The sequence below is a fragment of the Moorena sp. SIO1F2 genome, from assembly GCF_010672755.1.
Taxonomy (GTDB): Bacteria; Cyanobacteriota; Cyanobacteriia; order Cyanobacteriales; family Coleofasciculaceae; genus Moorena.
This window is the reverse complement of record NZ_JAAHFV010000079.1, coordinates 1-20124: the sequence shown is the minus strand read 5'-3', so window position 1 is coordinate 20124 and position 20124 is coordinate 1. Positions and strand designations below refer to the sequence as shown.

21 protein-coding genes and 1 tRNA gene are annotated in these 20124 nt (G+C 43.8%); 11 read left to right on the top strand and 11 right to left on the bottom strand.

All coding sequences use genetic code 11. The features are described from left to right. Positions 1 to 388 precede the first annotated feature (388 nt). Positions 389 to 745 (bottom strand): ABC transporter permease, encoded by a 357-nt coding sequence (locus F6J94_RS12405; RefSeq protein ID WP_293040322.1) that lies wholly within the window; start codon positions 743 to 745, stop codon positions 389 to 391. A 77-nt stretch (positions 746 to 822) separates the two neighbouring features. Here F6J94_RS12405 and F6J94_RS34245 point away from each other — a divergent pair, with 77 nt between their 5' ends. Together F6J94_RS34245 and F6J94_RS34240 are read left to right on the top strand one after the other, a co-directional pair. Beyond that, positions 823 to 1317 carry a hypothetical protein gene (locus F6J94_RS34245; protein ID WP_365939964.1) on the top strand — a complete coding sequence of 165 codons (495 nt, stop codon included), beginning with the start codon at positions 823 to 825 and terminating at the stop codon, positions 1315 to 1317. Then, positions 1318 to 1659 carry an AIR synthase-related protein gene (locus F6J94_RS34240; protein WP_364302074.1) on the top strand — a complete coding sequence of 114 codons (342 nt, stop codon included), beginning with the start codon at positions 1318 to 1320 and terminating at the stop codon, positions 1657 to 1659. 284 nt (positions 1660 to 1943) lie between these two features. Here F6J94_RS34240 and F6J94_RS12395 read toward each other — a convergent pair. The 3 genes from F6J94_RS12395 to F6J94_RS12385 form a co-directional block, all read right to left on the bottom strand. After that, positions 1944 to 2015, bottom strand: a tRNA-Asn gene (locus F6J94_RS12395). Positions 2016 to 2231: 216 nt separating this feature from the next. Beyond that, on the bottom strand, positions 2232 to 4535 hold the full coding sequence (locus tag F6J94_RS12390; protein ID WP_293040319.1) for a protein kinase: 2304 nt from the start codon (positions 4533 to 4535) through the stop codon (positions 2232 to 2234). Positions 4536 to 4760: 225 nt separating this feature from the next. Continuing rightward, positions 4761 to 5066, bottom strand: coding sequence for a hypothetical protein (locus F6J94_RS12385; RefSeq protein WP_293040316.1), 306 nt, complete (start codon positions 5064 to 5066; stop codon positions 4761 to 4763). A gap of 117 nt (positions 5067 to 5183) precedes the next feature. Here F6J94_RS12385 and F6J94_RS12380 point away from each other — a divergent pair, with 117 nt between their 5' ends. After that, positions 5184 to 6452 (top strand): serine/threonine-protein kinase, encoded by a 1269-nt coding sequence (locus F6J94_RS12380; RefSeq protein ID WP_293021365.1) that lies wholly within the window; start codon positions 5184 to 5186, stop codon positions 6450 to 6452. A 135-nt stretch (positions 6453 to 6587) separates the two neighbouring features. Here the strand turns inward: F6J94_RS12380 and F6J94_RS12375 are convergent, their stop codons facing one another. Further along, the gene (locus F6J94_RS12375) at positions 6588 to 7946 is read right to left on the bottom strand and encodes a lamin tail domain-containing protein (protein WP_293040313.1); all 1359 of its coding nucleotides are present in this window, start codon (positions 7944 to 7946) and stop codon (positions 6588 to 6590) included. A 795-nt stretch (positions 7947 to 8741) separates the two neighbouring features. Here F6J94_RS12375 and F6J94_RS12370 point away from each other — a divergent pair. Together F6J94_RS12370 and F6J94_RS12365 are read left to right on the top strand one after the other, a co-directional pair. Next, positions 8742 to 9158 carry a helix-turn-helix domain-containing protein gene (locus F6J94_RS12370; protein WP_293021371.1) on the top strand — a complete coding sequence of 139 codons (417 nt, stop codon included), beginning with the start codon at positions 8742 to 8744 and terminating at the stop codon, positions 9156 to 9158. A 206-nt stretch (positions 9159 to 9364) separates the two neighbouring features. Then, complete coding sequence (locus F6J94_RS12365) at positions 9365 to 9508, top strand: hypothetical protein (protein WP_293040310.1); 144 nt, start codon at positions 9365 to 9367, stop codon at positions 9506 to 9508. On the opposite strand, the gene F6J94_RS12360 is transcribed toward F6J94_RS12365, so the two are convergent. Beyond that, positions 9505 to 9780, bottom strand: a complete 276-nt coding sequence (locus F6J94_RS12360; RefSeq protein WP_293040307.1) for an HNH endonuclease — start codon at positions 9778 to 9780, stop codon at positions 9505 to 9507. The genes F6J94_RS12365 and F6J94_RS12360 overlap by 4 nt on opposite strands. Next, positions 9770 to 9907: a hypothetical protein gene (locus F6J94_RS12355; RefSeq protein WP_293040304.1), complete on the bottom strand. Its 138-nt coding sequence runs from the start codon at positions 9905 to 9907 to the stop codon at positions 9770 to 9772. Before F6J94_RS12355 ends, F6J94_RS12360 begins: the two co-directional genes overlap by 11 nt. Before the next feature lie 111 nt (positions 9908 to 10018). Here F6J94_RS12355 and F6J94_RS12350 point away from each other — a divergent pair, with 111 nt between their 5' ends. The 3 genes from F6J94_RS12350 to F6J94_RS12340 all read left to right on the top strand — a co-directional run bounded on the left by F6J94_RS12350 (position 10019) and on the right by F6J94_RS12340 (position 13620). Continuing rightward, positions 10019 to 10930 (top strand): sialate O-acetylesterase, encoded by a 912-nt coding sequence (locus F6J94_RS12350; protein ID WP_293040301.1) that lies wholly within the window; start codon positions 10019 to 10021, stop codon positions 10928 to 10930. A gap of 48 nt (positions 10931 to 10978) precedes the next feature. After that, positions 10979 to 11890 (top strand): sialate O-acetylesterase, encoded by a 912-nt coding sequence (locus tag F6J94_RS12345; protein WP_293040298.1) that lies wholly within the window; start codon positions 10979 to 10981, stop codon positions 11888 to 11890. 74 nt (positions 11891 to 11964) lie between these two features. Then, positions 11965 to 13620 carry a trypsin-like peptidase domain-containing protein gene (locus F6J94_RS12340; RefSeq protein WP_293040295.1) on the top strand — a complete coding sequence of 552 codons (1656 nt, stop codon included), beginning with the start codon at positions 11965 to 11967 and terminating at the stop codon, positions 13618 to 13620. A 285-nt stretch (positions 13621 to 13905) separates the two neighbouring features. On the opposite strand, the gene F6J94_RS12335 is transcribed toward F6J94_RS12340, so the two are convergent. Next, on the bottom strand, positions 13906 to 15468 hold the full coding sequence (locus tag F6J94_RS12335; RefSeq protein WP_293040292.1) for a pentapeptide repeat-containing protein: 1563 nt from the start codon (positions 15466 to 15468) through the stop codon (positions 13906 to 13908). 59 nt (positions 15469 to 15527) lie between these two features. On the opposite strand from F6J94_RS12335, the gene F6J94_RS12330 reads away from it, so the two are divergent. Then, on the top strand, positions 15528 to 16367 hold the full coding sequence (locus F6J94_RS12330) for a prephenate/arogenate dehydrogenase (RefSeq protein ID WP_293040289.1): 840 nt from the start codon (positions 15528 to 15530) through the stop codon (positions 16365 to 16367). Positions 16368 to 16500: 133 nt separating this feature from the next. Here F6J94_RS12330 and F6J94_RS12325 read toward each other — a convergent pair whose 3' ends face one another. Together F6J94_RS12325 and F6J94_RS12320 are read right to left on the bottom strand one after the other, a co-directional pair. After that, entirely contained in the window at positions 16501 to 17778 is a 1278-nt protein-coding gene (locus F6J94_RS12325) for an NAD(P)/FAD-dependent oxidoreductase (protein WP_293040286.1), read from the bottom strand. Continuing rightward, the gene (locus tag F6J94_RS12320; protein ID WP_293040283.1) at positions 17771 to 17953 is read right to left on the bottom strand and encodes a hypothetical protein; all 183 of its coding nucleotides are present in this window, start codon (positions 17951 to 17953) and stop codon (positions 17771 to 17773) included. Before F6J94_RS12320 ends, F6J94_RS12325 begins: the two co-directional genes overlap by 8 nt. A gap of 113 nt (positions 17954 to 18066) precedes the next feature. Here F6J94_RS12320 and radC point away from each other — a divergent pair, with 113 nt between their 5' ends. After that, positions 18067 to 18798, top strand: a complete 732-nt coding sequence (gene radC, locus F6J94_RS12315) for a DNA repair protein RadC (RefSeq protein ID WP_293040279.1) — start codon at positions 18067 to 18069, stop codon at positions 18796 to 18798. A gap of 524 nt (positions 18799 to 19322) precedes the next feature. Next, positions 19323 to 19721, top strand: coding sequence for a peptide-methionine (R)-S-oxide reductase MsrB (gene msrB / locus F6J94_RS12310; protein WP_293030700.1), 399 nt, complete (start codon positions 19323 to 19325; stop codon positions 19719 to 19721). A gap of 34 nt (positions 19722 to 19755) precedes the next feature. Here the strand turns inward: msrB and F6J94_RS12305 are convergent, their stop codons facing one another. Further along, complete coding sequence (locus F6J94_RS12305) at positions 19756 to 19995, bottom strand: hypothetical protein (protein ID WP_293040276.1); 240 nt, start codon at positions 19993 to 19995, stop codon at positions 19756 to 19758. Between the last annotated feature and the right edge of the window lie 129 nt (positions 19996 to 20124).

Below are 20124 nucleotides of genomic sequence, written 5' to 3'. Positions count from 1 at the left end.
GACTTGGGGGAGCACTCCAGCAAAAGTCCTGGGTGTTCGGCGGGAATGCCGCCTGTCGCGAGGGATAAACCCTTGTAATCAAGACGGACACCCCCACCACGAGAACGCAGGTGGGGGAAGCATTCATGTTAATTCAAGTACGGCGAAGGATTTGGGAGATCAAGGATTTTGATCTCGGTATAGTTGTGTCGAAATACTTTGTCCTAGTCATGGTTTCTCAAGTTTGTGAGCAATCTCAGGATTACTAGTTAAGTTTTTGAGCCTCTAGCGGCAGCACTGACCCAATCGACTAAAAAAGTCAAAATCACGAAACAAAACAGCGTTACCACTACACTGCTATAGTCAAAGCTGCTCAATTGTTCGGTCAGCAACAGACCTAACCCTCCAGCTACGACTTACCAACCATGACAGTCTCCCGGATGCAGACTTCCCAGCGATAGAGGATATAAGCTAGGAAACGGGGCAAGTTAATCGGGAGTATCCCATAGAGAAATAGCAGCATTCCCGGAGTTCCCTGGGCTTTCAAGGCTTCTAAAGGAGGTTTTTCCAGGTTTTCGTTGGTTTCTGTCATTAATCTGCCTAGAATACCAAGGTTGTTTAATCCCAGTGCGATCGCACCGGGTAAAATTCCAGGAAACAGGACAAACAGGGCTACTATTGCCCAAATCGGTGCGGGAATGGCTCGGCAAAAGAGTAGGACTATCCGAGGCACGCACCAGTATTGTCCAACCTTGTACCGACGCAATAGTTAATGCCTTGGGATTGGGATTGAGCAATCCACCGGGAAGGAGAAAATTATGGGCTGCTGGAAAAGACAGCACCATGCCAGCAATACCAGCACCAGCAATCGCTAGTATCGACATGGCAAGGGTTTGGATGGAGAGAGTAAATAACTGTGGGAATTGCACTCCATTAATTTGTTGTGGAAATGACCCTGTAGAATGCCATCATGTCTTTTGGGTGACTCAAGCTTCGGCTCCGAGTTGGATTAAAGCCTCAGGATTAACCACAGATGAGCAGGGATTTATTCTAGTTACTGATACCTTTGGTCTATCCTGCAACGGTCTAGTTCATCCTGAACAACTGCTGCGCAAAAGCGGGATGAAACCTGGTCAAGTGCTGATTCTGACTAAAGCCATTGGGACGGGAACTCTCTTTGCTGCTAATATGCGCTACCAAGCCAAAGGTCGCTGGATTGAACAGGCAGTGGAATCGATGTTACTATCCAATCAAACCGCCGCCCAAGTCTTTCGTGAATGTGGCGCAACAGCTTGTACTAATATTACTGGATTTGGAGTGTTAGGGCATCTCCGGTAAATGGTTAAAGCCTCAAACGTAGGCGTGGAATTAGAGTTAGCAGCAATTCCGATTTTACCAGGAGCAATAGAAACTGTAGAAGCAGGAATAACTAGTTCTATTCACCCTAAAAATTTACAATTATCTATCTACATCAAGAATAGATTAGACGTTAGTCATTTACCTAACTACCCGTTGTTATTTGACCCTCAAACCTCTGGTGGAATTCTAGCAGCTATTCCAGCCGAAAAAGCTGATGAATGTATTAATAAATTGAAAGCTTGCGGTCATCAACAAAGCAGCTTAATTGGTCGGGTAATCCCAGCTCCACAAGCTATCTCGAGACCTATTACTATTATATAGCAGTTCTCAATTGGGTGAGGTACTTTCGTTCTGGGTTAATGGCAGTAGGGAGTAGGGGGTAGGGAGTAGGGCTGCATCGCTTTTTCCGATCAAGAGCATAATGAGTTGAAACAGGCCAGCCTTATGGAAAACAGAGCTATCAATTATAAGGTACGCCCACGCCATTAGGGATTATTGATCTAAATTTAAAAGAGAAAAACTCAAATAAGTGCCCCTATCCATCCCTACCGTAAGACGAGTGGGGAATTCCGCTAACAGCGCGTTAATTCAACTTATTAATGAAACTCCCCAGGCAAGATTCGAACTTGCGACCAATCGGTTAACAGCCGACCGCTCTACCGCTGAGCTACTGAGGATTGCCAAACAATTGCTCATCACATCTACTTATTATAATCATAAAGTACAAAGTCTGGCAAGTACTTTCGCAAATTTTTTTTAAATCACTGTTGTGTCGGGAGTTTTGAGTACTTTTTCAGTTAACGATTATTAGTTAACATTAAACAGTCAGCTAACTATGAGCCAGTCAGTAGTCAAAATTCATTAGTCAACAGTCAGTAGTCAACAATAATATCCTAATGGTTGACTTCTTGCCACTGTAACCCATGCTTGAGTGGGGAACGGCTTGATTCAACGTTGACGTTGAGCAACGGTTTTTGGTTAACCCCTGATTGCCTTTGTTTTTCTAACACTGCTCTGGCTAAAGCAGCTTGTCGTTCCACTTCTTCCTTTAAATGCTGCTTACGGGAATACTCAGCTATCTTGATTCTCGCTTTCTGGTAGGTGGGGGTTTCTTTAGGGATTTGAGACAAATACACTAGCGCTTTAATAAAGTTCCCCTGTCCTCCTTGTTCATAGGCTTCTTGTAACAAGTACTCTGCTCGAATCTGTTGCTTTTGCTGATATTCCTTCAGCTTTGCTTGGACTTTAGCACCGGTGCGGGTTTCTGGATGGATTTGTTCGAGTAGTGCGATCGCATTGCTAAAGTCTTGGGCTAATGCTTGTTTGTAGGCTTGCTTTAATAACCCTTGGGCTTCTGCTTCAAGGCGAGGTTTTGCCTTGTTGACTAATGGCTCCATCTTCTTTTGCCAATAGCCAATTGAGGGCATTTTATGGTATCCCTCAAGCACATCTGACCATCGTTCTTGATAAAAGGCTTGCTCTGTAGCCTTAAACAGAGCTTCAGCACTTTGCCATTGTTGCTGCCACTGTTGAACCGTATTTAGGGATTGTTCATAGATCAGGCTATCGCTAGGAATCGATTCTGCTAGTGCGATCGCTTCCTCCAAATCACCGGCTTGATAGTGTTTGATTGCCTTTTGTAGAATATCAAATTCAGAACGAGACGCAGAAGCATTCAGTAAAGCATAAAGTCCGATTAAAATGGCTATAGCATTGGAGCTTGCTGCTCCCACTCCGATTCCTTTCAGTAAAGGTGGCAATTTTGGCCAGCTATACAGGGCGAATTCACGGACATACACTTTCCAATCTAATGGCGGCTCATCAGTAATAATTACTGATTCTTTATTACTAATTTTTGAGTGTTTATTGCTAAGTTCTGATTCTTTATTACTAAGTTCTGATTCTTTATTACTAAGTTCTGATTCTTTATTACTAAGTTCTGATTCTTTATTACTAAGTTCTGATTCTTTATTACTAAGTTCTGACTCTTTATTCCTGAGTGTTTCCTGCTCAGTTTTGAGTCCTGAGTCAGATTTAGGCGTTGCCTGTTTTAATTGTTGTGAGCTAGACTCCCTAGTCAGTGCTGAGTGTTCAATGGTAACCCTTGAGTCAGACTGAGTATCTAGCACGTTTAATTCAAAAGCGTCATTGTCACTAAACTTGATACTGAGTGGTGAGTGCTCCGTTATCAGTTCTGAGTCAGACTTAGTATCCAGCACGTTTAATTCAAGAGTGTTATTGTCACTAAACTTGATACTGAGTGGTGAGTGCTCCGTTATCAGTTCTGAGTCAGACTTAGTAATAGATACTTTTAACTGAGGACTTTGATTACACATCAGTGTCTTAAGTACGATTAAGGCATCAGTTGCTGACTGATAGCGGTCTTGGCTGTGGTAAGACACCATATGGTTGAGTACAAACGCCATTTGATCGCTAACCGATACATGTTTTCGCCAATCAATCTCACCAGTCTCAGGGTCAGCCAATTGCATTGGGGTCATCCCTGTGAGGGCGTGAATCGCAATCATTCCTAGGGAATAAATGTCACTGTTAGGAAGGGATTGACCAGCAAGTTGCTCTGGGGGTATGTAGGCGAAGGGGCGAATTGTCTTGGATCGATCAGAGGATGGGATCTCGGTCAGATGGGGTTCGATTGGCTTTGAATTAATCAGCTCAGCAGCACCAAAGTCAATCAAAACTAGCCTACGGTCTGACCCTCGTCTGATTAGGTTATTGGGTTTGAGGTCTCTATGAATTATCCCTTGACGGTGAATAAATTCTAGGATGCCTAAAACATCTTGTAATAGTTCAATGCACTGGTTTTCGCTAAAGCGTTTATTACTGTTTTGGCTGATCGGCAGTTCAGTACTAAGAGTTTCTCCGATAATTAACTTTTGAACTAAGTAAAATCCGTGGTGATCTTCAAAATAATCAAGTAGACGAGGAATTTGGTTATGGCTACCCAGTTTGATCAAGGTTTGAGCTTCATTGAGCCAGAGACGCTTAAGAAATTGCCATTTTTGAGGATCATCGCTTTTGGGCTGAAGATACTTAATCACATAGCGGGGATGGCCCTGTTGTCGGGTATCCTCTGCGATATAGGTTTTGCCAAATGCCCCAGCACTTAGAGATTCAATGATTTGATAACGTCCGTTCAGGAGCTTTCCCCATAGGTCATGATTTGGATTAATTTTCAAAGAATTTTTTCCTACCAGAATCACTTCTATTTAGTTTTTTTCAAGAAACCAACAGTGTTTCCGGAATTAGTGGTTTACAGAAGTAATTGGATTTGCTGTAGCATCACCCGGTAGGAAATGGGATGTAAGCAATCAGCTATATTAAATCAGCTATATTAAATCAGCTATATTAAATCAGCTATAGCAGTCGCCAGGGCAGGCGCGGACATGACAAAAGTCTCAAACCTAAGTAAGCGCAAGAGTTTGACTTCTGACTTCTGAGTTCTGAGTTCTGACTTCTGAGTTCTGAGTTCTGACTTCTGAGTTCTGAGTTCTGACTTCTGAGTTCTGACTTCTGAGTTCTGACTTCTGAGTTCTGAGTTCTGAGTTCTGAGTTCTGACTTCTGAGTTCTGACTTCTGACTTCTGCTATATCAGTGATCAGCCATTTTAATGATGGACGTTGCTCCCGTTGCGGGATGATCTGAAAATTGTTGACAACCCCAAAGCTTCCACTCTTCACCCCTCTTCCCTCTCCCGATTTTGTCCTCATTTGCTACAACAGAAAACAACTGGGTATAAAAACTATATGCCAGGATAGATATTAGATGTGTGTTCTTCGGTGGTCATCATATTCGCTTCTTAAACATGGACAGTTGAAATTAGCACTATGAGTAAGGATTTAGACTTTAGCCCCCAGGGCTATGAAATTAAACAAGAGTTAGGACAAAATCACGCTGGGGGTAGAGTCACCTACCTGGCGACACAACTGGAGACTCAGCAACCTGTTGTGATTAAGCAGTTGCAGTTTTCCCAATTAGGCACTAGCTGGGCAGAATACGACACTTATGAACGAGAAATTAAACTCCTGCAGCAGCTCAATCATCCTAGCATTCCTCGCTATATCGATTCTTTTGACACTCCCACTGGATTTTGCTTAGTCCAAGAATATAAACCAGCACCTTCCCTCGCCGAAGATTACCACTGGACACCAGAAGAAGTTAAGCAAATTGCGATCGCTGTTTTGGAAGTCTTGGTTTACTTGCAACGGCGGCAACCTCCTGTGATTCATCGAGATATTAAACCAGAAAATATTTTGGTTGATAGACAGGGTAACTTGAAGGTGTATCTAGTAGACTTCGGTTTTGCCCGGATAGCAGGTGGGGATGTGACCCTCAGTAGCGTTGTTAAAGGTAGTGTAGGGTTTATGCCACCAGAGCAGATGTTTAATCGGCAATTGACCAAAGCATCTGATCTGTATAGCTTAGGGATAACCCTGATTTGCTTGCTGACAGGGACAAAATCTAGCGAAATCAACACCTTAGTTGATGAGAATTATCGGATTAATTTCAAACAACTGTTGCCCAAGCTAAATCCCCAGTTTATTCATTGGCTAGACAAAATGGTTGCACCTAACCTCAAACATCGCTATCCCGATGCCGCAACTGCCCTAAAAGCCCTGAAGCAGATTGATGTAGTGAATGATGTCACTCCTCTAAAAACACTATTGCGGGCTATACAACCAACAAAAGCAGTAGTAAAACTTGCCACCCTCAGCCTTGTGGCTGCTTCTTCATCGGCTATAACCTATGCCTGGCTCACCAGTCCAGCCAGACAGTTGCTAACCAGTGGAGAATGCCCAGGCTGCAATCTCCCAAACATCAACCTACAGGATAAGAACCTCAAGCAAGCTAAGCTGGAGGGGGCTAATCTCAGTGGTGCCGACCTAGAGGGGGCTAACCTGTGGAGAGCTAACCTCAGGGGGGCTAACCTGTGGGGAGCTAACCTAGAGGGGGCTAACCTAAACGGTGCTCGCTTGCATGGTGCTAACCTGGGCGGGGCTAACCTCAAGGGCGCTAACTTTGACATCAGGAGGGCTCAGCGCCAGGGCATTAACCTCAAGGGCGCAATTATGCCTGATGGCTCTGTAAATAAGTAGTTCATCGTGTCTGGTTGAATACTTATCATTCTGGGTTAATCGTCAATTGAAAATCGATAATTGAAATTGAAAATTAACAATTAACAATTAACAATTAACAATTAACAATTAACGATTAACCTGAATAGGAAGTGATTAACCTGACTCGAGATCACTATTAAATTGGAAGATGTGACCAGAACGAGCACGAGAGTATTTCACTGTTGCTATCTGGTTAGAGGAGCGATCGCGTAATGTGATCAATCCTGATTTATTGCTCAAGTGCATGTCTGATTGAGTTAAACGGGTGATGGGGAAGCGCTTAACTTCGTTAGGTTGGAGAATGCCACTCAGGAGTTGGGGACGACCTAGTTTATCTGCCATCTCCCAGCCAGTGAGGTCAATGGCTTCACTGGTCACATTCTTCAACTCAACCCACTCCCTTCCCCCTTGATCGGAACCTTCAGGATTAGGTAATGCCGCTACGATTATCACAGGACCATCATTCTTAATGATATCATCTACTGGCACAACTTTTGTACCATCCTCCGGTTCTTTTGTGCCATCCTTGCTCAGGAAGATGGGAAAGAAGGAACGAATAAACTCGCCACGGCTACCATTGGGATTGGTACTGCGGTAGAGGACTAAATCGTAAGTGGCATCATTGATAGTAATTCGACCCTTGTCACGAATTTTGCCATAGACACTTTCATAATAGGCAACGGTTGCGAGCGCGATTTCACATTCAGGGCTTGGTCCAACAAAAAATCCCCCTTTCTTCTTGAATAATTGAGCAATCACATTGCCTTGCATATCAGTCACGTTTTGGGTCATTTGTAACGTGACCACGTTGGGATTATTCGGTCCTTCATTACCTCGTAAATCATACTTGTAGCCGAGAAAATTGACTCGCTGATTTTTTTCATCAAGGTAGAATTTTACCCATGAGTGATAACCAGAAATGGTGCCAAGGGTTTCTCGTTTATCTCCAGAGCGGATATTGTATTTTCCTTCCCCAACAAATACATGCTCAAAGCCAGAAGCGAAGTGAGTTGATTTGCCCTTGTAGTAATTGGTGTAGAGTTCAAACCAGATTCGCTGTAGCTTGAGTCTAAATTGCTGCTCCGAAAGAGTCTCACCTAACTCTTCGTTAATATAGTTTCGGGCAAGCTGGATCGGTTTGGTAGAGAGAATCAAAGAAAGAAAATCTAACTGCTCATGTTCTTCTTCTTCGAGAGTAAATTCTGGGTCAAGAGAACGAATAGCGTAGTTATCTAAAAGTTTAATGAAACTGACATAGGTGCGGGTTTCATCACACAATTTGTCTTCATTGACTTTATGGAATAAGGGTCGGGTGGCTAAGTCGATTTCCCGTTGACCGCTAGCTTTGACCTGCTCATCTAATAGAATGTCAGCAGTTTCGTCTTCCCATTCTCCGGAGCTAGTGCGAGTGCTAACCGAGAATTGGTTTTCGTCACTTTCCCAAATTTGCTGATAAATATTGGTTTTGCTCATGTCTCTCTTGTTTAAGTTAAATGATGTAAAGGTTGTTGAAGATATCTATGCCAATTTGAATGATATACGGTCAACGGTCAACGGTCAATAAATCTATCCTAGGCTAAGTATTTTCAGGAAACAGCACCCTTGAGGGTACTTTTTTATTGCTCCTGAAGCAGGGTATAATCTCAAATTTGATTTGTAGTGATACTCAAATCTTGCACCATTCTCAATAAGCTTGGTTCATGTAGGGTGGGCAGTGCACCAGACAGATAATGAAGCTTGCAAAGGGCTTTGGTAGGCACTGCCCACCCTACGATTAATGACTGAAGCAGGGGGTAGTTTCAAATCTGATTTGTAGTTATACCAATTCTGTAAATTATGGCTACACATCAATTTCGTCTCCCCATTTACCCCATCTCCCCGCGCCCGATCCTCATTTAAATTGTGACAATGCAATAGTTTTACAGCACCTACACCACCGATTAAACTCGCTTAACCCACTACACCCACTGCTACTACTTCGTGGCGACAATGCAATAGTTTTATAGCACCCACTAAACCCATTACCACTATTTCCTTTACTAATCCTATTACCACCACTCCACCTATCCGACCCCCGATACTCCTTAAGATGGCAACAATGCAATAGTTTTTAAGCGCCAATACCACCTATTTAGCTAACTTGACCTACTACACCCACTGCTACTACTCCGTGATATTGCGACAATGCAATAGTTTTTTCTAGCCCCTGGCATTTTGTCCAAAATCTGGTTATAATAATAGTATCGTTAAAGCAATGGTTTTTGCCTCATGATGATTTCTACCGCACAAGCCGCTGAATTACTAGGTGTTTCCGCCACTCGCGTCCGTTACCTTCTGGGCAAGGGCAGAGTCAAAGGGGCATATAAGGTCGGTAGAACTTGGGTGATTCCTCTGTTTGATGGCATGCCAGTGGTCACGCCTGGCACTCGTGGACCAAAGCGGAATTGGTCAAAGCGTACAAATTACACGAAGGCTGTAATCCACGTTAATCAGAAAGTCATTCGCCAAAATCACAACACCGGGGAACGCAATCCAGTGATTACGGTAAAACGAGGCTCTAAAAACATTTACGGTCATACGGTAGAAGTCAATGGCCCCTGTCGGGTGATGTATCGCCCTGATAATCCGCTACATTGTGGCGCAAGGGTCTGGATTGAGACTATCTCGGATTTTAAAGTTATTTGAGCCAGGACTTTCACGGGGTGACAAGCAGCTTGAAACCATGAACCAGCGAGGTTTAAATCACATTGACAGATCCTTTTCACGAAAAGGACAGGTATAGCATTTTTAGCTTAGATCTAAACCTAAGAGGTATTTTTTTATCCAATAAAACTCCGTATATCTTTCCCCTCCTGGGAGGGGTTAGGGGGGTTCCTCTTGCCTCTTGCCTTTTGCCTCTTGCTTTTTTATGGAATACATGTATTTACAATCCAGATACAAACGCGCTTATGCGATTGACCTTGGCCTTTTGGCCTTTTGGCCACGCTACGCGAACGGCCACGCTACGCGAATGGTCACGCTACGCGAACGCTTAAGAACGATGAACCCTCACCCGCTTATCAGGCTTTTGCTTTCTGACCCAGGCTAAAAACTTCTGCATCTGAGGGTCATTTTTCAAAGCTTCACAGGTATTCAATTCCAGAGCTAAACGAGTATTTGGGAATAACGCATGTATTTGTCGGTGACAAGCAGGACAAATAGTAATCGTTGGACCATGTTTCATCTTTTTTCGCTTAGTGTTTTGTCTAGGAATCAAGTGATGAACTGTCAATCGCTCTACATCTCTTCCGCAAAGTTCACAAGTCATTGATAATTATAAAAGTTCTGAATTGGGTGAGGTACTTTCGTCCTAGGTAGTAGGGAGTAGGGAGTAGGGAGTAGGGAGTAGGGAGTAGGGAGTAGGGAGTAGGGAGTAGGCAAGAGGCAATAGGCAATAGGCAATAGGCAATAGGCAATAGGCAATAGGGAAAAAATCCTGTGGACTTCATTACTACGATAACCGTAAAATCCTAAGTGTTGAACATCTCAAATAAACATGCTATATCATGAAAGCTTGGTCAATAATTTTATATCTAGTTATCGGTATAGTTATCGGTGCTTTTTTAGGTATTATACTACAAAAGTCTGCTCAAGTAGACCAGTTGTTCAGACGCTACGGTATCCTCAGCACTTCCACCATTAAGGATAATCAAAGCAACCCAATTCCTGCAAATGTTCAAGGGAAGATGTCCTTATTTATTTTGGCAGGACAGTCGAATATGTCAGGAAGTGGTAAGCTGACACCTGCTAGTTCTGTTACTCACCCCAGAGTTTTTGTTTTTGGAAACGATTACCGCTGGCATCTAGCCAAAGAACCGATTGATTCACCAAGTGGACAAGTTGATCACGTCTCAGAAGATAAGTCAGCTGGAGTCAGTCCAGGGATGGCGTTTGCTACTGAATTGCTCAAATACCATCCTGAACTGATTGTTGGTTTAATTCCCTGTGCTAAATGGGACTCTAGTATTCAACAGTGGCAAAGACATCTAAGTGAGGATACCTTGTATGGCTCTTGCTTAAAGCGAGCCTATGCAGCTTCACTAATGGGAGAAATTAAAGGTTTACTATTCTTTCAGGGAGAAAGTGATGCCCTTAATCCTCAAGCCTACCCAAGTCGAAGATTGTTCCCTAATCAGTGGGCTGATAAATTTGTTAAGTTAGTCAACGATTTCCGTCAAGACTTAGGGAAACCTGAGTTACCAGTAGTTTTTGCTCAAATTGGCACCACTACTGATCCAGAAAAGCTCCCGAACTGGGAAACCGTGAAAGCGCAACAGGAAACAGTCCAGTTACCAGCTACTGGGATGATTACCACAGATGACTTGGTTTTGCAAGACCATGTCCACTTGACAACGGAAAGTTATTTGATTGTTGGAAAAAGATTTGCTAAAGCATTTTGGAAACTTACTGATCAGTGACATCATCTTTGGAATTTACTAGTCGAGGATTATGGTATCAATTAATTAATGGAAACCTGGACAGTTATTTCCTTTCTAGCTATCGGTCTTTTTCTTGGTATTCTTCTCCAGAAGTATTATCCAGTCGGTAAGTTTATCAAACGCTACGGTATTATTAGTCGCTTCTTAGTTAAGCATAAATCTGAGTCTCGGGAAATCAATGTGATTCCACCAGATTTTGAAGGCAAGATGTCCCTATTTATTTTGGCAGGACAGTCGAATATGTCCGGAACAGGTAAGCTAACACCTGCTAGTTCCGTTACTCACCCCAACGTTTTTGTGTTTGGAAACGATTACCGCTGGCATCTAGCCACCGAACCTATTGATTCACAAACCAAACAAGTTGATAAAGTTTCGGAAGATAAGTCAGCTGGGGTAGGTCCGGGGATGGCGTTTGCTACTGAATTATTGAAATACAATCCTGAGCTAATCATCGGTTTGATTCCTTGTGCCAAGTCTGGCAGTGCCATTCAACAGTGGCAAAGAAGCCTGAGTGAGGATACCCTTTATGGCTCTTGCTTAAAGCGAGTAGGTGCTGCTTCTGTGATGGGAGAAATCACCGGTATACTTTTCTTTCAAGGGGAAAAAGATGCTCAAAAGCCTTCTCAAGACTCAGATATAACGTTTTTCCCAAATCAGTGGGCTGATAAATTTGTTAGGTTAGTAAAGGATTTCCGTCAAGACTTAGGGAAACCTGAGTTACCAGTAGTTTTTGCTCAAATTAGCACCACTACTGATCCAGAAAAGCTCCCGAACTGGGAAACCGTGAAAGCGCAACAGGAAACAGTCCAGTTACCAGCTACTGGGATGATTACTACAGATGACTTGGCTTTGCAAGACCATGTCCACTTGACAACCGAAAGTTATTTGATTGTTGGAAAACGATTTGCTAAAGCATTTTGGAAACTGACTCAAAGATAATACTCAAAGATAATAGGGTGCATCAAGACAGGGAAAACTACAGGAAACGTCGCCATTGATTCCGGTCAAGCTTGATGAACATCTTATCTAAAACAGTTCCAGGGTTTTTAATTGGTAGCATCGCCATCATTGCAGCAATTCCCACAGTGGTGATATCAACACCAGCTGCGAAAAGTATTGCGCAACAGATTACTGTCCGGATTGATGGTCCAAAACAGGGTGGGAGTGGGATAATTGTTGAACGCCAAGGAAATACATACTATATCCTGACTAATGCTCATGTGCTACAAAAAGCTGGCATCTACAGGATTCAAACCCCTGATGGCAATCGTTATCCTGTAGACTCCCGCTACATCAGACGGATGCCAGGGGTAGATTTAGCGATCTTACCTTTCATTAGCACCTTTAACTACCCAGTGGCTAGGTTAGGGAATTCCCAGCAAATCAGTACAGGTCAAAGGGTTTATGTGGCTGGATGGCCCCGTTCTGGAGGTGCTTCTCAACAACGGCGGTTTATTAATACTGAAGGACTGCTCACCGATGCTGCTTCTAAACTTCCTAGGGGATATGCTCTGAGTTATACCAATTTGGTGAGAATTGGGATGAGTGGTGGACCGGTATTAGATAATCAGGGGGGGGTAATTGGCATTAATGGTATGGTCAGGTTAGTGGGTGATTCTGACACAATTGTGGCATCTGGGATTAGCATTGACACCTATTTAACCTGGCGCTCTCAGCTGAAACTGCCAACTCCTGTACAGACTCCTCAAGTCGGTGTCTCTCCTACAGCTGCGTCTGCCAAGACCGGAACAGTTTTCTACAAGTTGGCCAATACTCTCCAGGTAGGGACTGGCTCAGTTAGTTCTGTGGCGATTGGCACCGTTGCTCAAGGGAGATCAGTAAAGGGATTGATGGCCGCTAGTGGTCATAGTGATGGCACTATCTCCCTGTGGAATCTGTCAACTGGTCAATTAATTCGTACCTGGCGAGGGCACGGTGGCGCAGTGAATGCTGTGGTGATTAGTCCGGATGGTCAAACTTTAGTCAGTGGCGGTGATGACCGTATGATCAAGACCTGGAATCTTAACACTGGTAAACCGTTAGTTACCCTGACTGGACATCAAGATACAGTGGCGACTTTAGCTTTCAGTGGCGATAGCAAAACTTTAGTTAGTGGCAGCTGGGACAATACTATTAAGATTTGGCAGGTGGCTAAGGGTCAACTGTTGCATACCCTTACCGGACATTTAGGTTCGGTGAATTCTGTTGAAATCTCTCCTGATGGCAAAACCTTAGTCAGTGGTTCTCAAGATACCACTATTCGGCTGTGGAATCTAGCTACAGGTAAGTTAGTGCGTATCTTCAAGGGACATTCTCGATCGGTATCGTCTGTAGCGATTAGTCTGGATGGGAAGACCTTAGCCAGTGGTGGAGGAGACGGCACGATTCGCTTGTGGAATCTTAACACTGGTAAACTGACTAGAACGTTGACGGGTCACACAGATGGGGTGTGGTCAGTAACGATTACTAGAGATGGAAGTACCTTGATTAGCGGTAGTTGGGATAAGACCATTAAGTTGTGGGATATGAGGAGCGCTCAGTTGAAAAGCACCTTAAATGGTCATTCGGGCTATGTTGTGGCTGTTGCTTTGAGCCAGGATAGTCAAACCCTAGTTAGTGGTGGTTGGGATCAGCAGATTAGAATTTGGAGAAAGGAAATGTCTAATTAACTTGAATTAACTTGAGTTGAAGTTAAGCGATTCGGCAAAGCCGTTCGCGTAGCGTGGCCTTCGGCCTCCGCTTCGCGAACGCACTCCTAGGCATTCCTAATATCAAGTCTGGTTGAATATCCATAATTAAGGAGAGGGTGGGGAGATGGGGAGATGGGGAGATGGGGAGATTTTTATTAAGGGTAATTACCCTGACATGATATAAAGCCGTAATTGATATCTGGTTAAAATTGCCATATTATCTCAATTAATATCTCAATTTAAATGTCGTTGTTGTCTACACCATCAACCGGTCAAATAATCCCACGCTTTAATAAATTCAACAATTTGGCTCACTGGAGGCAGGGTTGATACTGGTCTTGATGGTGTTGTAGTGTCTTCAGATTGCTCGCTCCAGCTTGATTGATTCATCAGATACTTCCCAAAATCTTGATTATAATAAATACTTAATGAGTAGTCTCTAGAGTTAGTAATAATTGTCTGAGTCGGAGCAATAAAGAAGTTAGCAGATGATTTTATTTCTGGTGCTAACTTAGCGGTTTTAATTGGTTTAAGCTGCTCAATAGTTTGGCCAATATTTGTAAGTAATTTCTGTATTTGCTGTTTGTCTTGATTATTTAAACTGTATATTGAGCGTGAGGGTAGGCTATTTAATAGGGTCACAATATTGCGATGAGTTTGACCTCCATCTTTGAAGGGGACAATTGCCAAGTAAGCGATAATGAATAAGTCAGCGTTGTTGCTTGTAAAGGTAATGGTTGTTCTGCGGACACCTACCTCAATGCTGGGGGCTTGATTGAAGACTTCAGAAACATTGGCTATCTGATTGTAAATCGAGGCTAAAGCCAAATTCGCTTTGAGGTCTAACGGTGTATCAACAATAATCTTTACTGTTGGGAGGGTCTCGTTGAAAAAGGTTTTGGCAGCTTCGGAAGACAGACGGATAATTTGACTTTGATCGCCATCAGGACTCAAGTCAACCCATTCACAGATCAATCCTTCGGTTTTGAGACCAAACCGGGAAACGGCATATAGTTTTGCCCCAGTGAGGGTAGCACCAGTCAAATCTGCTCCAATCGAATTGGCTTTAATCAGCCTGGCCTTACTAAGATCAGCGTGTACTAAACTGGTATTAACTAAATTGGCATTGCTCAAATCAGCCCCAACTAAGGTAGCTCCACTTAATTTAGCGTTGCTGAGATCAGCCCAACTGAGGTTTGCTCCACTTAAATCAGCCCAGCGTAGATTTGCCCCACTGAGATCGGCTCCCCTAAAATTGGCACAGGTGAGATTTCCTTGTCTGATTTCAACCCCTTTGAGATTACTACCGCTGAAATCGGCTTTGTGCAGATTTGTTCCGTTTAAGTGCGCTCCCTTCAAATTTGCTTGACTAAGGGTTGCCCCGGCTAAATTGGCTTCATTGAAGGTAGCGCGGCTGAGATTAGCTTGTCTGAGGGTGGCTTCTCGTAAATCAGCACCAGAGAGGTTTGCTGCGGTTAGATTTGCTCCACTTAGGGAACCACGAACCATCTCAGCACGAATCAGTGATGCCTGAATCAGTTGGGCACCTCTTAAATCAGCCCGAATCAAATTTGCTACATTGAGCTGTGCTTGTGTTAACTTGGCTTTAGAGAGATTGGCACCGCTGAGTCTAGCAACGTTTAAGTTTGCTCGGCTGAGGTTTGTGCCGCTCAAGTTAGCACCACTTAAGTTAGTTACCCTCAGGTTAGCTTCACTCAAGTCGGCACCACTAAGAGTAGCGCTGCTTAGGTTAAGTTCCGTAAGATCAGCAGCTGTAAAATCTCTTACCCCTGCTGCATATTGTTGGATAATTTCCCTGACATTCATTACAATCTAACAAAAATTAATATTTATCATGGCATAGGCTGAATCCCGCAACAGAGATAATGAAAATTGGTATTGTAGGACTGGGATTGATGGGTGGATCCCTAGGATTGGACTTGAGAGCACAAGGTCACCAGGTCTTGGGAGTCTCTCGTCAACCAAAAACCTGTCAATTCGCACGTGATCACGGCATTGTTGATGATGCGAGTATTGACTTAAGTATCCTAGCCACAGCAGAGGTTGTATTTATTTGCACCCCGATAGCCGCGATCGCCTCTACTGTCAAGGATTTAGTCAACTATCTTAACAAGGATACCGTAATCACTGATATTGGTTCGGTCAAAATGCCAGTGGTTAGAGAAATTGCTCCCCTGTGGGAAAATTTTGTAGGTGGTCATCCGATGTCAGGAAGGGAATACAGTGGTGTGGAAGCTGCGGTGTCGAATCTATTTGTAGGAAACCCTTACGTACTGACGCCGATTGAGACAACACCACCACCAGCACTTGAGAAGGTGGAGGAAATTGTGCGATCGCTTAAGTCATTGGTTTATATCACAAGCCCGGAAAACCATGACCAAGCGGTAGCATGGATTTCTCATCTACCGGTGATGGTGAGTGGGAGTTTGATTGATGCTTGTATGCAGGAGACTGACCCAGTAGTGTTGAGCTTAGCCCAACAGTTAGCTAGTTCTGGTTTTCGTGATACTAGTCGTGTTGGGGGTGGTAATCCAGAACTGCGAGTAATGATGGCTCGTTACAATCAGGAGTCGATAATGCGTACGCTTTTAGGGTATCGCGATCGCCTTGACCAGATAATTGAGGTGATTGAACAGGAAGATTGGTCGAGTCTGGAACAAATCTTTGAAACGACTCACGTAGCGCGGAAAAAGTTTGTTTCGTGAGAGAAGTTCAGAATTTGGCCGAAGGCTGATTAAGGTTAGCTGTCACATTACGAAACATTAGTGGTGCTGTGCGTATGCTCTCTAGATTTGCTGATACCGCAAATCAATTAACTGTTGTACAAACTTTTCGTTACTAACTATTACCAATCCCTTGACCTCCCAACCAACCCGTTGTCCAAGCACTCTGAAAATTAAATCCCCCGGTAATTCCATCAATATCGAGAATTTCCCCAGCAAAGTAAAGACCTGGACATTGGCGGCTTTCCATAGTCTTGAAATTCACCTCTTTGAGACTAACACCACCACAAGTAACAAACTCTTCCTTAAAAACTCCTTTACCTTGAATCAAATAGCGTCCCTGAGTCAGTTCTTGAACTAACTGATGTACGGTTTTTTTCGATAACTCAGCCCAACGGTTTTCTGATCCCACTCCCACACTAGTCACTAAACTCACCCAAAGGCGCTTTGGGATAGGAATGGGACAACTAGTAGTAATGAAGCGTCGAGGTAACTGGGATTTAACATCGAGGAGTAATTTACGCAATCGGTCTGGATTATACTCAGGAAGCCAATTCACCAACAAGGGCATTTGATAATGGTGTTCGTGCAACACTCTCGCCCCCCAAGCAGAAAGCTTGAGTACCACTGGACCACTTAAACCCCAGTGGGTAATTAGCAATGGTCCCGTTTGTTCCTTCAACGTTTTACCAGCATCGGGTAATTTGAGGCAGACCTGTTTAACACTTACCCCAGCTAAATCCTGTAAACGGGAGTCTGGGATATTAAAGGTGAATAGAGAGGGAACAGGTGTTTCGATGGTATGACCTAAGGCTTTTGCCCAACGGTAGCCTAGGGGATTGCTACCAGTAGCAACCAAAACGCGATCGCATCTGATGGTCTCTCCATTCCTCAAGCCAATTTCAAATCCTCCTGGGGTCTGGTGTGGGGTGTCAGGAGTCGGGTGTTGGGAAGATTGCCGAGAGATCCACTTAACCGGATTACTGGTGCGAAGCTTCACCCCTGCCCTCTTAGCTACTTGTAAGAGACAATCAACAATAGTTTCCGAACTATCAGTAATGGGAAACATCCTGCCATCCGCCTCAGTTTTCAGCTCAACACCGTGAGCCCCAAACCAAGCAATGGTATCCTTCGGTTGAAAGCGGGTGTAAGCCCCTCGCAATGCTTTGCTTCCCCTCGGGTAAGCTTGTACCAATTGGGCTGGATCAAAACAAGAATGAGTAACATTACAGCGTCCACCACCAGATATGCGCACTTTCGATAATGGATGGCGTGAGGCTTCTAGCAGAGTGACATTGGTATGGGGATGAGTAGTTGCACAGGTAATTGCCCCAAAAAAACCAGCGGCTCCACCACCAATGACTACGACATTGAGATTTTGTGAATTATCCAAGGGAATCGGGAATCGGGAATTGGGAATCGGGAATCGGGAATCGGGAATCGGGAATCGGGAACAGCGAAAAAATCTTGTTTACCTTATTAATATGAGAACCCTTAATAAAAATCTCCCCATCTCCCCAACTCCCCATCTCCCCATCTCCCCATCTCCCCATCCTCCCATCGCCCATCTCCCCATCTCGATTATTGGGATAATCGGGATATTGCCAATCGAATCTAGCTTTCTTAGCTCAAAACGGGATAACTAAAAATAAATCCCTTCAGTCTTGGTCAGTGTACATCTATGACATATTGTCTGAGAATTGCTGATATTCCCATCAGTGAACGTCCTCGTGAGCGATTAGTTGCTCTAGGAGCTAAAAATCTGGCGACAGCGGAACTGCTAGCAATTCTTTTAGGTACAGGTCAAGGCAAAGGAAAGCTTTCTGCCATGGGTTTGGGACAGTTGATTTTACAGGAACTTGCCAAAGACCAACGAGACCCAATGGCTGTGTTGCGGAATATTAAAGCTCAAGAATTGACCCAAATTCATGGTGTTGGACTAGCGAAAGCCACAACGATTTTAGCAGCAGTGGAGCTGGGAAAACGGGCATTTCTGTCTCGACCAACAGAAGGTGTAATCATTGATAGTCCAGCCTCAGCAGCAGCATCTTTGAGTCATGACTTAATGTGGCAAAATCATGAACGATTTGCTGTGTTGCTACTGGATGTTAAGAATCATTTGTTAGGTACTCAGATTATTACTGTTGGTACCGCAACAGAAACCATTGCTAATCCCCGGGATATTTTCCGAGAAGTGCTGCGTCAGGGAGCAACACAGGTAATTGTAGCTCACAATCATCCCACTGGCAGTGTTGACCCAAGTTTTCAAGATATTACTCTAACGGAACGGTTATTACAGGTAGGTCAACTCTTATGTATTCCGGTATTGGATCACTTGATTGTTGGCAATGGTAATTACCAGAGCATACGACAAGTAACCAAACTGTGGGATGACTATCCCCAGGAAGATTGATACGAGTTGGATTCAAAGATAGTAGATTGGTTGAATGGGGAGATAGGGAGATGGGGAGATGGGGAGATGGGGAGATGGGGAGATGGGGAGATGGGGAGATTGGGGAGATTGGGGGAAAAGAAAGTTATATAGCAGTCGCCAGGGCAGTTAGGACATGACAAAAGTCTCAAACCTAAGTCTAGGAAGAGTTTAACTTCTGACTTCTGACTTCTGACTTCTGACTTCTGTTATACCTTTGACCGCAACTTACTATGACCTTTAACTGTGGCAGAAACGGAAGGGTTATCTCACCATTCATCTCATGGGCTAATAATTACCTTTGAATTATTACCCGTCATCAAACCCTGGCCATCTCCCCAAACGCCCCAAACTTCCCACACGCCCTAAAATACCCATCTCCTGTGTGCCAGAAAATGTTAAGTTAAGTATCAAAACGTGTCTTTTTTTTACAAAAGACCAGATCACCCTATTGGTGATCTCTCACCTCCCACGTATCAACAAAAAACTATTACAAGGATTCAGCCATGGTTAGTAAAGTCCAAAAGACTGAAGCACAGTGGAAAGAGCAGCTAACACCGGAACAGTATAAAGTCACCAGACAGAAGGGAACGGAAAGAGCCTTCACTGGAGAATACTGGAACAATAAGGAGAAGGGTATCTACAAATGTATCTGTTGCGGCACAGAGCTATTTAACTCCGATACCAAATATGATTCTGGGACAGGTTGGCCTAGTTTTTACGCACCTATCAAAGAAGAGAATGTGAAGGAGGAACCGGATAACAGCCTATTTATGCGCAGGACAGAAGTTTTGTGCTCTGTCTGTGACGCTCACCTAGGTCACGTGTTTAGCGATGGACCACCACCAACAGGCTTACGCTACTGTATGAATTCTGCTTCCCTTAGTTTCGAGAAACAGGATTAGAAAAACAGGATTAATCAAATCAATTCACCTGAGTTTAATTGGGAAAATCAATTATGGTCTGTCGATAAAACTGGGGCATTCCGGTATCAAAATACTTGCCTTTAACTAGATAACCGGTTATGCCCTCTTCTTGTCGCAATTTATCAAGACAGGATGTGAGCTGAAATTCACCTTTTTGACGGATATTGTGGTTGATGTGGTCTTCAAGATAGTCAAAAATTTTCGGCTTAAGTACATACATACCAAATACCGCTAAAAACTGATCCTCCGCCATTCCTTCCATATGGAGATGGGCTCGCGCATACTCAAGACTAGGCTATTCATAAAGCCGGTTGTGTGACTGGGATTTGGGAAGAGTCAGAATCACAGTTGCGTGTGACAGAGCTTTATGAAAAGCCTAGTC